The organism is Frateuria hangzhouensis (assembly GCF_026410505.1).
Lineage (GTDB): Bacteria > Pseudomonadota > Gammaproteobacteria > Xanthomonadales > Rhodanobacteraceae > Frateuria_A > Frateuria_A hangzhouensis.
On record NZ_JAPMIU010000001.1, the window covers coordinates 132,417 to 145,338 of the forward strand.

At 67.1% G+C, this 12,922-nt stretch carries 12 protein-coding genes; 5 read left to right on the forward strand and 7 right to left on the reverse strand.

From position 1 onward, the window contains the following. Positions 1-3: 3 nt before the first annotated feature. From OSC30_RS00580 to OSC30_RS00610, 7 genes are all read right to left on the reverse strand, one after another. On the reverse strand, positions 4-498 hold the full coding sequence (locus OSC30_RS00580) for an Ohr family peroxiredoxin (protein WP_267169889.1): 495 nt from the start codon (positions 496-498) through the stop codon (positions 4-6). A gap of 40 nt (positions 499-538) precedes the next feature. Next, positions 539-1,837, reverse strand: a complete 1,299-nt coding sequence (locus OSC30_RS00585; RefSeq protein WP_267169890.1) for a cytochrome b — start codon at positions 1,835-1,837, stop codon at positions 539-541. 158 nt (positions 1,838-1,995) lie between these two features. Next, a complete protein-coding gene (locus tag OSC30_RS00590) occupies positions 1,996-2,766 on the reverse strand; it encodes an SDR family oxidoreductase (RefSeq protein WP_267169891.1) in 771 nt (256 codons plus the stop codon). Positions 2,767-2,915: 149 nt separating this feature from the next. After that, complete coding sequence (locus OSC30_RS00595) at positions 2,916-3,116, reverse strand: hypothetical protein (protein ID WP_267169892.1); 201 nt, start codon at positions 3,114-3,116, stop codon at positions 2,916-2,918. A 227-nt stretch (positions 3,117-3,343) separates the two neighbouring features. Continuing rightward, positions 3,344-3,757, reverse strand: a complete 414-nt coding sequence (locus tag OSC30_RS00600) for a cupin domain-containing protein (RefSeq protein WP_267169893.1) — start codon at positions 3,755-3,757, stop codon at positions 3,344-3,346. A 74-nt stretch (positions 3,758-3,831) separates the two neighbouring features. After that, positions 3,832-4,311, reverse strand: coding sequence for a carboxymuconolactone decarboxylase family protein (locus OSC30_RS00605; protein ID WP_267169894.1), 480 nt, complete (start codon positions 4,309-4,311; stop codon positions 3,832-3,834). Between the two features lie 113 nt (positions 4,312-4,424). After that, a complete protein-coding gene (locus OSC30_RS00610; RefSeq protein WP_267169895.1) occupies positions 4,425-5,729 on the reverse strand; it encodes a PAS domain-containing sensor histidine kinase in 1,305 nt (434 codons plus the stop codon). A 295-nt stretch (positions 5,730-6,024) separates the two neighbouring features. Here OSC30_RS00610 and OSC30_RS00615 point away from each other — a divergent pair, with 295 nt between their 5' ends. The 5 genes from OSC30_RS00615 to OSC30_RS00635 all read left to right on the forward strand — a co-directional run bounded on the left by OSC30_RS00615 (position 6,025) and on the right by OSC30_RS00635 (position 12,912). Next, on the forward strand, positions 6,025-8,946 hold the full coding sequence (locus tag OSC30_RS00615) for an ATP-binding protein (protein WP_267169896.1): 2,922 nt from the start codon (positions 6,025-6,027) through the stop codon (positions 8,944-8,946). Positions 8,947-9,123: 177 nt separating this feature from the next. Then, the gene (locus OSC30_RS00620) at positions 9,124-10,149 is read left to right on the forward strand and encodes a LysR family transcriptional regulator (protein WP_267169897.1); all 1,026 of its coding nucleotides are present in this window, start codon (positions 9,124-9,126) and stop codon (positions 10,147-10,149) included. A gap of 54 nt (positions 10,150-10,203) precedes the next feature. Next, entirely contained in the window at positions 10,204-11,052 is an 849-nt protein-coding gene (locus tag OSC30_RS00625; protein WP_267169898.1) for a hypothetical protein, read from the forward strand. 210 nt (positions 11,053-11,262) lie between these two features. Then, a complete protein-coding gene (locus OSC30_RS00630) occupies positions 11,263-12,027 on the forward strand; it encodes an SDR family oxidoreductase (RefSeq protein ID WP_267169899.1) in 765 nt (254 codons plus the stop codon). 189 nt (positions 12,028-12,216) lie between these two features. Next, entirely contained in the window at positions 12,217-12,912 is a 696-nt protein-coding gene (locus OSC30_RS00635; protein WP_267169900.1) for an HD domain-containing protein, read from the forward strand. Positions 12,913-12,922 lie beyond the last annotated feature (10 nt).

A 12,922-nucleotide genomic window follows, 5' to 3' on the forward strand; every position in this document is an offset into this window, starting at 1 on the left:
CGGTCAGGGTTCGAGCGTGATCACGCAGTCGATCCCGGCCCTGGCCATCTTGGCGTAGGGACAGATGCGCTCGGTGTTGCGCAACAGTTCCCCGGCCACCGCCCGGTCGACGCCGGGCAGGCGAACGCGGACGCTCGCACTGAGCATGAAGAGCCCGTCGACGGGGTCCCTGCCGAAGGTGACGGAGGCCGCCACCTGGGCGTCCGGGATCGCCAGGTTCGCCCGTCTTGCAAGCAGGCTCAGGGCGCCGTGGAAACAGGCGGCGAAGGCCGCTGCGAACAGTTGTTCCGGGTTCGTGCCGCCACCGGGTCCACCGAGCTGCTCGGGCATGCGCAGTTGCACCTCGAGCAATCCGTCGTCAGAGCGCGCCACGCCCGAAGCACGGCCATGGCGTGACTCCCCTCCGTCGACCCGTACCGTGGCCGTGTAAAGGGGAAGGAATTCATCCCCGTAATGCCTGTCGAGCAGGGAAACGGGGGGTGGTCGCAAATCGGTCATCGATAGCCCTCGGGGCACCCGGAACAGCGAGGCCTCTGCATTACGAATGGGAGCTGACGCGTTGTGGCACCGGCTTCGGTTTCTCGAAGCCGAAGCGCGTGTATATCCACAGGAACGCGAAGAACCCGAAATAGCCCAGCACCATCAGGCGACCGAAGGCGTTTTCCCAGGTGGTGACTTCCGCCCCCGGAAACCAGGCCGGGATCACTTGCGCCGTGACGCCGGCGCCCACCAGGCCCAATCCGAGGAACGAGCAGACCAGGACGATGAGGGCCACGCGGAAGCCTGCGCCACGGTAGCGCACCGAGCGCACGCCGCCGCGGTCGATCCACGGCAGCAACGCCAGCAACGCGATCGCTGCAAACATGGCGAGCACGCCCCAGATCGCGGTGCCGAAGAAGGATGGGACCATCCGCAGGATTGCGTAGAACGGTGTGAAGTACCACACCGGCTTGATGTGCGCAGGAGTCGCCAGGTTGTTCGCTCGCACGAAGTTGTCGTGCTCGAGCAGCCAGCCACCGAACGTCGGCCCGAAGAAGACGATGAAGGCGCCAACCATCACGAAGAACGACGCGGCGAAAATGTCGTGCACGGTGTAATAGGGATGGAACGGGATGCCATCGGCCGGCTTGGACGCATCCCAGCGGTTGCCTTTCGGCCCCTTCTTGATTTCCACCCCATCGGGGTTGTTCGAGCCCACTTCGTGCAACGCCAGGATGTGCAGCACGACCAGCAACACCAGCGCCAGCGGCAGTGCGACGACGTGCAACGCGAAGAACCGGTTCAGTGTGGCATCGGACGGCAGGTAGTCGCCCATGATCCATTCGACCAGCGTATCGCCGATCACAGGAACCGTGCCGAACAGGGAAATGATCACCTTCGCGCCCCAGAACGACATCTGCCCCCAGGGCAGCACGTAGCCCAGGAAGGCTTCGGCCATCAGCGCCAGGAAAACCACCATGCCCAGGATCCAGACCAGCTCCCGTGGACGCTTGAACGAGCCATACATGATGGCGCGGAACATGTGCAGGTAGACCGACACGAAAAACAGCGACGCACCGGTCGAGTGCATGTAGCGGATCAGCCAGCCCCATTCCACATCGCGCATGATGTACTCCACCGAGTCGAATGCGCCGGCCGCGGTCGGGGTGTAATTCATGGCGAGGAAAATGCCGGTGAGAATCTGGTTCACCAGCACCAGCAGGTTGCACGTGCCGAAGTAGTACCAGAGGTTGAAGTTCTTCGGCGCGTAGTACTCGGTCACGTGTTTGCGGACCATGCCCTGCAGGCCCGGCGCACGCTCGTCTATCCAGTGGTTGAAACGCATGAGTATGTTCATTGGTGCGGCTCGGGCATGCACACGCTCTTCGGCCAAAGCCAGCCGGCCGCCCGCTCTGACGCCGGACGGCCGCTGACGACTGCTTTCCAGCTTCCCCGACCCTTCCCTGCCGCCCCGGGGAGGCGGCGTCCGCGTGGCTCACGGAAGCGGGCGGGGTCTCACGCGGCCGCTCCACGGCGGGAGAATTCCGACTGCTCGAACCATGCCTGGAAATCCAGCCTGCCAAGACGCGCGCCTTCGCGCGGCACCAGGCTGTCGGCTTCCAGCACGGCACCAAAGTACGGCGCGGTGGGGTCCGCAACGACCTTGCGCGTGTCGCCGACCATGGCAAGGAAGCGCTGGACCAGGTCCGCAAGCGGGAACTTGTCCGGCCCGGCAATTTCCACCACGCCGTTGACCGGGGCGCCGAGCGCATGATCGGCCACCGCATCGGCGACGTCCTCCGATGCAATCGGCTGGATCAGCCCGGTCGACAGGCGGGTTTCCCCCTCGTCGGCACCTTCCTTGGCGATGCGATTGAGAAACTCGAAGAACTGCGTCGAGTGCACGATGGTGTAGGGAATACCCGAGGCGCGCGCCAGCGTTTCCTGTGCGACCTTGGCGCGCATGTAGCCACTGGCCGCCAGGCGGTCGCTGCCCACGATCGAAAGGATCAGGTGATGTTTCACGCCCCGCCGCTTTTCCGCGGCGGCCAGGTTGCGCCCCGAGGCCTGGAAAAAGTCCATCACGGCCTGGTCTTCGAACGACGGCGAGTTGGCAAGGTCAACCACCACGTCGGTTTCCCTCAGGGCCTCGTCCAGGCCCTCGCCCGTGAGCGTGTTGACGCCCGAGGACGGCGCCGCGGCCAGTACCTGGTGGCCTTTCTTGCGCAGTCGGTCGACAACCTTGCTGCCGATGAGTCCGGTGCCGCCGATGACAACGATTTTCATGGAAAAATCCTCTGCTTCGCGTTAGCGCCAATGGATGGCGGAATTGGATCGTAGGCGTGGGACGCGGTTGCGGCAGGTTTGCCAGTGGCCCACCGAGTTGCCCGCCGCGCAACGATCTCCTGGGTTACGGCCTGATGGGTCGACGGCGTCTATTCGCGTATGCCGTCGCGAATCGAACGCAGGAATCCGATCACCATTTCCGCCCGCCCCAGCGCCACCAGCTGTTCCGCGGACAGGTCTCCCAATTCATGTATGGGCGTGCGCTGGTACCACTCCATCAAGGCGGCCGGGCTGGGTTCTATCTCGGCGGCGACGCGCAGTACCGGGTTCACCGAATGCGTCGGGACCATGTCGATGTCTCCTGCGAACAGCCGCGTCCCTGCGGATGGAATGGCAGGCCGCAAGCGGCCGGCCAGGGGTCGGGATCGGTGTGGCATGTGGGTGCCGGGATGGCCGTATCCGCATGCCGTTGGGGGATCTGCCCGCCGCAGGCCGGCCGCGGGTGGCAGATCCAGCGGTCACCGCCGAAGCGGAATGTTGCGCGCGCGTCGGGCGGAACGCTGCGGATACCCCTTCGTCAGTGGACTGGCGTGAGCACCGGCTTGTCGATGTCCTTCAACAGCACGACCAGGAATCTGGCCGGTTCGGTAGCGCTGGCGTTGCGCCCGACGGTATGCACATCGCCCGGCCCCTCGTAGAAGGTCTGCCCCGGCGTCAGGGTGACCGTCTTGCCTCCGCGCAGACCCATCACGATGGACCCCTGGAGCACGTAGACCATCGCATGGGCGTCGTGGCGGTGAACCGGGTCGACCGAACCGGGCGGATATTCCACGGTGATCATCATCAGCTCCTTGCCCGGCTGCTCCGGCAATGGCTTTGTCATCAAGGTCGTGACGCTTGCGTGCGGTGGCGCCTTGTCCGGGGCCTGCTGTGCCGAGGCGGTGCCTGCCAGCAACACAGCCAGCAGACCTGCTGCCTTGAAGATATTCATGTGCGTTTCCTCCTCTCTTGCCCGGGATCGGGGACGTGGCATCCCGGAAACGTGGCGCCGCGCCGGGCGGCTGCTTACTCCAGGCCAGACTTGTCCAGTCCGTACGCCTTGTCGTAGCTGCCCGGGACGACCTGGAAGGCCACGCTCACGCGGTTCCAGGCATTGATCGACATCACCATGAAGGTCAGGTCGGACAGCTCCTTCTCGGAAAACTGCTCGCGCACGCGGTTGTAGACGTCGTCGGGTACCCCGTGAGGGGGGAGCTGGGTGAGGATCTCGGTCCACGCCAGGGCCGCCCGCTCGCGCGGACTGAACAGCGGCGACTCGCGCCAGATGGCGAGGTGATGCAGGCGCAATGGACGCTCCCCGTGGATCGTCGCTTCCTTGACGTGCATGTCCACGCAAAAGGCACAGCCGTTCAACTGCGACGCCCTGATCTCCACGAGCGTGCGGATCGACTCCTCGACGGCCGAATGCTTGAGGGCCATGTTGATCTCGATGAACTTTTTGACAAGTTCGGGGGATTGCTTCTGGTAGTCGATGCGCTGGGTCATGTCGTCCTCGATGGGTCTGAATCTCGTTGGGCTGGGGCAGCCGTTCGCGATCGTCGCGACTCGAGCCGAAGCGTAGGTTCGGGCGTCCATGGCGGGTAGGCCCCGCGGCAGACTCACCGTGTTGCCTGCCTGACACCAATGCGAGGCCGCGGTACGGAATGCGTGGCCGCGGACGGCAAGGAGGCAGCATCGCCAGGGGCCATCGGCGCGCGGCCTGGCGCGCCCGTGGCCAGCGGCAGCCACACGGTGAACCGCGCGCCGCGCCCGGGTCCTTCCGAATCAGCTTCCACCCGGCCGCCGTGTGCCGACACCAGCTCATGCACCAGTGCCAGTCCTATGCCCAGCCCCGTGCCGGACGAGGCGTCCCGCCGGCATTCCTGCCCGAACATGTCGAAGACGTGCGGCAGGAAATCCGCCGCGATGCCGCAACCCGAATCGGCAACCGAGACCCTGGCAAAGCCATCGTCGTCGTCCAGTCTGACCTCGACGCGCCCGCTGCCGTTGCAGAACTTGATTGCGTTGTTGAGCAGGTTGGAAAGCACCTGGTCGACCCGCACCGGATCGACCAGGCACGAGGTCCCGGGCCGACACTGGACGTCGACATCCAGCCGCACGCCCGGTGCGGCCAGCGCCGCCGTGGCGCACGCCGCATGCACCGTCTCGCAGATGTCCACGACCGCCCGCTCCAGGCGCAGCTTGCCCGTACGCACGCGCGAAAGCTCGAGCAGGTCGTCGATGAGCCGCACCTGGCGCCTTATCGCACGCTGCATCGTCTGCCCCAGATCAGGCAGTGCCTGCGCCTCCGCGTTGAGCGGCAGCTGGGCCAGCAGATCGGTCTTCAACAGCAGTTCGGTGAGCGGTTGCTTCAGCTCGTGCGCGAGCACGGCGAGCAGCCGGTCCCTGGCCGCATGGGCGCGGCGGGCATCTTCGAGCGCTTCCTCCTGTTCACGCAGGAGCCGTTCGACCGACTGGCGTTGTCGCCACGCATGCGTGTCGTCACGGACGAACAGCACGCAGCCTTCCCCGCCGCCCGGCAGCTGGGTGAATACCTCCGTGCCGACGCCAAAAACCAGACCGTCATGCTTGTGCCGGTACCAGCGCCCGAAACACCCCGCGGACGGATCTCCGCCCGTTTCGCGGACAGGTCCTCCCGTGCGCGGAGGCTCCTCGCCGGGCGCGGCCAGGGCGGTCATCGGGCGGCCGACGATTTCGTGCGCGTCGTAGCCGAAGATGTGCTTCGCACCGGCATTCCAGGACGTTATGGCCCCCTTGCTGGTCGCGATGACGGCCATGTCCCGTACGGTCGCGGCAGCGTACTGGAGCTGCCGGGCACAATCGGCATCGCGCGCGGCGGACAACCGTGGCTCCATCAGCCGGGTGCCATGGCGGCGCGGGTCTACCCATGCGTTCGTTTTCATGGGCAGAAGCCTAAGCGGCGTCAGCGGTAACCGGCAGACGCGCCGGATGAACGGTCGAGTTGTCCCCTTGGCAACAATGCCGCGCCCTTTCGCATGGGCGGCCGCCAGATGCGGCTTGACCCGCGTGGGCCAACCGCGACCGATCCAGGCGCGTCGACCGTTGGACGGATCCAGGCTGGGTGGGGCCGCCGGGGCGCCGGCATGGACAGCGCGGCGGGCCCGCGCCCATGATATCGGGCGCTGACCGCTCGCCATCGAATGGCTGACCGTCCACGAACGCAGAGGTGCGCCGGCCATGGAAACACCGTCCACGGACCTGTCCGATTCCTCGCCGCCGCCCCGCGACGCCGCACTGGCATCCGCCGAAGTCCGCTGGCGGTTCGGCTCGTTCGTCGTGTGGGAGACCCAACGCAGGCTGGAGTCCTTCGGACAGCCGGTCCGGCTCGGACCACGTTCGTTCGATCTGCTGCTGCAACTGCTCAAGCACGCCGGCGAACTGGTCAGCAAGGAAGCGCTTCTGTCCACTGTCTGGGCCGGCGTGGTGGTCGAGGAGTCCAGCGTCCGCGTCCACATGTCTCTGCTGCGCAAGGCCCTGGGCGAACCAGCCGAGGGCAGCGGCTGCAAGGAGTGGATCACCACCGTTCCGCTGAAGGGCTACCGGTTCAACGGACGCGTCCTGCGCGAGCAGGACGGCAGCCCGGCCAGCAGCGCAACACGGACGCCCGCCCCCTTCACCAGGCCGCCGGTGCGCCTGACCGGACTGGTTGGCCGCGAGGCCGATGTCGAGAGTGTGCTTGCGCTGCTGGACGCCCAGCGGCTGGTCTCGATCATCGGGCCGGGTGGCATCGGCAAGACCAGCGTCGCGATCCGTGTGGCCGAGCGTTGGCAACTGAAACCGGACGCCCAGGTCGCATTCGCCGACCTCTCGCCGTTGATCTCGCCCGACCACGTAGTCGGCACCATGGCGCGATCGCTCGGCGTCGCGGCCGACCTGCCCGATCCCCTCCGCGCCATCACCGAAAGCCTGACCGGTCGGCAAGTGCTGCTGTTGGTCGACAACTGCGAGCACGTCCTGGATTCGCTCGCGCTGCCGGTCACGAGGCTGCTGGCCGCCCTGCCCGGCTTGCGCGTGCTGGCAACCAGCCGCGAGGCGCTTCGCGTGTCAGGCGAATGCGTGCTTCGGCTGTCGCCGCTGGCGGTTCCCGACGCCGAGGGCATCACGCTGGCACAGGCCCTGCGCTGGCCGTCCGTCGCGTTGCTGGTCGATCGTGCCCGGGCCGCCGGTGCGGCCGCGTTCAACGAATCGCACGGCCCCCTGCTTGCCCGGATCTCGCGACAGCTCGATGGCATACCGCTGGCCATCGAACTGGTGGCGGCGCGCCTCAGTGTCCAGTCGGTGGGCGACCTCGCGCCGAGGCTGGACGATCACCTGCGGCTGCTCTCCTTTGGCAACCGCGCCGCGCAAGCGCGGCACCGGACGCTGGCCGCCGCGCTCGACTGGAGTATCGCCCTGCTCGACCAGGACGAACTGCGCGTGTTCCGCCGGCTGTCCGCGTTCAGGGGGCGCTTCGACGTGGAAGCCGCGCTGGGCGTCACCGCAGGCGACATGGACCCCGACGTGGCGTTCGATGCGCTGATCTCGCTGGCCAACAAATCGCTGGTGTCCTTCGACAGCAACGACCCGATCGCGCCCTACCGCCTGCTGGACACGACAAGAAGCTATGCCGCCGCGCTCCTGGCACAGAGCGGCGAACGACCGGCATGGCTGCGGCGCCATGCGATGTTCATGCTCGACCTCATGAAAAGGGCGCGGGAGGAACTGTCCAACATGCCGGAACAGGCGTGGATGGACCGGTACGCACACCACCTGGACGACGTGCGCTTCGCGCTCGGAATCTGCCTGGTGGAGCAGGCCGATGCCAGCCTGGCGGCGGCACTGGCCACGGCGTCCGCTCCGTTGTGGTTCCAGCTATCCCAGGTCGAGGAATTCCGCTGCAACATCGTGGCCGCGCTGGCCATGGTCGAACAACAACTGGAACCGGACCCGGAAACGGTGGCGTGGCTCAATACCGCGCTGATCACGGCCCTCCTGCATACCGCCGGGCCAAACGAGGAGCTGGACGCCGCCTGCGATCGCGCCCTGGCCGGAGCGCTGCAGACCAGGGTGCCGATGCTGGAACTGCGTGCGCGCTGGGGCCGGTGCACGCACGACATGTTCCGCGGCGCCTACGCGGCCGCGCTGCGTCAATCCGACGCCATGCTTGCGTTCGCCCAGGCATGGGCCGAGCCCTCCGCCCTCGTGCTCGCCCACCGCACGTGCGCCATGGCGAACCATTTCTGCGGCCGGCTCGAAACCTCCAGGCGGCACAGCACGGAGGCCATTGCCGCCGCCGTCGCCATCGGCCGCACCCAGATCAACATGGTCGGTCCGGATGCCATCGTCGCCGCCAACGCATTGCTGTGCCGGACGCTGTGGCTGCAGGGGGAGACGACCAAAGCCCTGCAGGCGGCCGGCGACGCGGTGGCCCGCGCGCAATCGCTTGGCCATTCCGTATCGCTGTGTTCCGCACTGTACGGTGCCTGCGCAGTCGCCCTGTGGTCGGGTAACCATGCGCTCGCGCGCCAGTGGATACCCTTGATGCGCGAAGAGGCGCAACGCAAGGGGTTGCTGGGCTGGCTGCGCTATGCCGACTGGTTCGCCCAGGGCCTGCGGCTCGTCCTCGAAGACGACCGCGACCGTTATGTCCGTGAAGTGTCCGATCAATTGGCGACCTGCGAGGCGCCGCACAAGGAAATGCTGGTGACCTTGTGTATCGACTGGCTCGATGACCAACTGGTGGAACGGATCGCCAACGGCGAGGGACTGTGGTGCGCGGCGGAGATCCGTCGGGCCGTGGGCTGGCGCAGCGAACGGCGTGGCGTCGCCGGCGAGGCCGAGGACGCCTACCTGCGGGCGCTCCAGATCGCCCGGCAGCAAGGCGCCAGGGCGTGGGAGCGCCGTGCCGCGCTGAGCCTGGCCCGGATGTGGGCGGGGTCGGGCCGGGCCGGACAGGCGGCGAAGCTGCTTGATGAGGCCGGCTGGCCCGACGAGCCCGACAGCGGCAGCCAGGAGATCGCGCAACTGCGCATGCTCCGCGCGCAGATCGCCCGCCGTCCGGCGGCGGCCACGCGCAACTTCCGGAAAGTGGCGGGCACGCCCTGCGTTGACAGCGACTGACGGCACGCTCCATGGCTTGCCGGAGCGGCAGGCTGCCACGCAGGACGGCGTGGCCACGCGCCATAACAAGCCTTGACACGCATTAACTGGCCGCGGCGCGGCGCGGCGCGCAGAGTGCGCTGGCGGTTCGTGCCGCCAGATCGAACGCCCTGCCTTTCCCGCCGGAAGCCCACTTCCATGAACTCGTCCACGGCCTTTTGCCCTCCCCCCGGTCCGTTCACCGCGCGTGCCGACCCCCTGGCCACCACCTTTGCCACGACCTACGCGGGCGTGGTCGCCTTCATCGCCGTGGTCGCCGAGGGCAGTTTCGCGCGCGCGGCCGACCGCCTGGGCATCGGCCGCTCCGCCGTGAGCCGCAATGTCCAGAAGCTAGAGGACCAACTGAACGTACGGTTGCTCCACCGGACCACGCGCAGCACCGCCCTCACCCGCGAGGGCGACCTGTTCTATGCCAGTTGCCACAGCGGGGTCGACCGCATCGTCCAGGCGGTCGAGGAGATGCGCGACCTGCGCAATGGGCCGCCCCGGGGCGAGCTGCGCGTCAACTCGACGGTCGGCTTCGGCCGCAAGGTGGTCGCGCCGCTGTTGCGCGAGTTCCAGGCGGCCTACCCCGATGTGTCCGTCGACCTGCTGCTGAGCGACAAGCCGATGGATTTCACCTCCGACCGCGTGGACATCGCCTTCCGAAACGGGCGCATGGAGGACGCGCAGATCATCGCCCGCCAGGTCGTCCCCATGCAGATGCTGGTCTGCGGCTCGCGCGCATACCGGGAGGCCCACGGTTTGCCCACCACGGTGGACGAACTGGCCGGGCATGAAGGCATCAACCTGCGCCTGGGCTCGGGCAGGATCTTCGAGTGGGAATTCAAGGTGGACGGGCAGGCCCGCAAGTTCGTGCCGGACGCCCGGCTCACCTACAACGACCCCGAGCTGGTACTGCAGGCCGTGCTCGACGGCCAGGGGATCGCCCAGATGCCCGGCTACCTGGTCTGCGAATCGCTCCGCTCGGGCGCACTGGTGCCCTGCCTGATGCAGCATGCGCCCGATGACCATGGTCACTACATCTGCTACCAGAGCCGGGAGCACATGCCAACGCGCATGCGCGTCTTCATCGACTTCATGACGGCCCGGATCCGGGCGTCCTACCTGGAGTGCCCCGCGGATATCGACGTGCATGCCGGTGGCAACGCGCAAGCCGCCTGATGCCGCGTCCGTTGCATGGCCCGGCCCGCCGGGCGTGACACTGCGCCACCGCACATGTCGAACATTCTGCTGCAAACGATCGGGGACGCCTCGGGCCGATGGACCATCGGACGCTTCAGCCTGTTGACCGGACTGTTGTCGCATCTGCGGGACAGGCAGGGCCGGCTTGCCTTCCAGGTCAGGGCCCGCGATCGTGCGGTGCGCGGGCGACCGGATCCCCTGCTCTCGCGCCTGCATGAGTCATGCGTCGACCAGCTCTGGCTCCTGGCCACTGGCGACGACGGTCTGACCCCCGAGGACTGCGCAGGCATCCGCCGTTTCCGGCGCCTCGGCGGCAACCTCATGGTCGCGCCGGGCCACATGGCATCGGTTCGCTCCTTCGGCGACCTCGGCGGTGCCGAAGCTGCATACCGCTTCGATGGCCGCAACCCGGACCGGGAGCTGACCGCTGGAGGTCTGGAACTGCCGCGCCCGCCCGCCGACGCCCGGGCCGACCATGATTCCGGAGCCGACGGCGGCTTCCGGCGCGTGCGTTCAGTGGGCAACATCCACCCGGTGATGCGCGACAGGCATTCGCCCACGGGAGTCATCCAGTACCTGCCGTCGCATCCGCACGAACATGCCCTCAGCGTGCCGTGCGGGGTTGCCACGGCCCGGGTGATCGTGGACGGACACAGTGCGGCAACGGGCCAGCGTTTCAACATCGCGGTTGCTTTCGAACGTTCCGAACGCGGGGGCCGGGCAATCGCGCAGTCGAGTGTCCATCATTTCGCCGACGACAACTGGCATCCCCGAGCCGGCACCGTGAGCGAGCCTGCCGGCGATGGGATGGCGAGATTTCCCGAGGCGCTCCGTTCGACGCAGCAGTACGTACGCAACGTGGCCTTCTGGCTGAGCGGATGACCCGATGGACCGCATCAGACCCACTGGCGTGCCCTCCGTTTGCGCATGGCCGCGGCCCGCATGCACCGGCATGGGTGCCCGCAGGGAAACGCTGTCGTTCCTGCTACGGGCCTACCGGCCGTCGGATGCGCCTCCTAGCATCGCAAGTGCAAAGCCCGGAGGCGCTTGCTGCGACCGGCCGGGCGGACGACGGCATCGCGAGGACCGGGCATGAACATCATCGTCGTGGGTGGACAAGGGCTGGTCGGACGCAACATCGTCGACCGCTTGCGGCTGCAGGGCCACCAGGTGTCGTCCGCGTCCCGCCGCAGCGGGGTCGACCTGATATCCGGGGAAGGCCTGGCGCAGAGCCTGGCCGGCGCCGATGTGGTCGTCGACGTCAGCAACGCGTCGACGTTCGACGACATGGCCGCCTTCGAATTCTTCAAGACCGCCATTTTCAACTTGCTGCTCGCCGAGAAGCGCGCGGGCGTCAGGCATCACGTATCGCTTTCGGTGGTCGGCACCGACCGTCTGCCGGCGAGTCCCTACCTTCGCGGAAAGGCGCTGCAAGAGCGCCTGATCGCGTCGTCCGGCGTTCCATTCACCATCGTGCACGCGACCCAGTTCTTCGAGTTCCTGCTGGACATCATCACCTACGCCATGGGAGGCCAGGCCGTGCGCCTGTCGCCGGCCTTTATCGAGCCCGTCGCTTCGGATGATGTCGCCGCCATGATCGCCCGGATCGCCGTCGGGCCGCCGCGGAACGGGGCGATCGAGATCGCGGGGCCGGAGCGCGCAAGGATGTCCGAGCTCATCCAGCGATTCGTGCTGGACATGGAAGCGCCTTACGAGGTGCGCAGCGATGCTGGCGCACCCTACTTCGGCGCCACGCTCGACGAGTTCGTTTTGCTTCCGCGCGAGGACGCCGAGCGGGGGGAGTTGGGTTTCCAGGCCTGGTTCGAACAGTCCGAATACGCACGCGCCGACTGGTGACGCCACGCCGCCGAATGGATGCCTCATGGAAACACGGCACGTCCTTCCCGCGGATCAACAGCAACTTTACCCCGGCTCATGATCCGGCCGGTCCTGAGGCCAGATGAAACCGGGATCCATTGCAGCCTGCCCAGGCTTTGCCAATACGTCGCCGCAGGGAACAAGGGCATCCGGCGTCGGGAGAAAACCATGAAACCCATCCTGAATGCCGGCCGCAGAGCGATCGATGTCTCTTCGCAGCATGTACCGGCCACGGCCCGGATCGCTGGCGTCCCCGTACCCGACTCGCCTCTGGTGTCGCGCGCCGTCGAATACGCGAGGGACTGCTCCGAGCCCTATCTCTTCAACCACGTCATGCGCTCGTGGCTGTTCGCCATCACGCTGGCCGAGCTTCGTGGCGCGGCGTACGACGCGGAAGTCCTGGCGGTCTCGACCTTGCTGCATGACCTCGGCCTGGCGGAGGCGTTCAGCGGTCCGTTGAGGTTCGAGGTGGAAGGCGCCAACGCCGCCAGGGCATTCGCGCGCAAGGAGGGCCTGGACGAGCGACGCACGCAGTTGATCTGGGACAGCGTGGCACTCAACTCCACGCCCTCGATCTGCCTCCACAAGGAAACGGAGGTCGCGCTGTGTACGGTGGGCGTCGGCGTGGACTGGGGCGGCTGGTGCCACGACTCCATCGCCGAGGACAGGATGAAATCGATCCTCCAGGCGTTTCCCCGGCTCGACATGAAACGGCGGTTTACGCAGGCGGTTTGCGGGATTGCCGCGTCCCGTCCCGAGACAACCTACGACAACTTCGCGCGGGACTTCGGCGAACGCTTTGTACCCGGCTACCAGCCCTCCTCGAGCGTGGACTCGCTGTTGAGCTCCCCATTCGAGGAGTGAGCGGCACGCG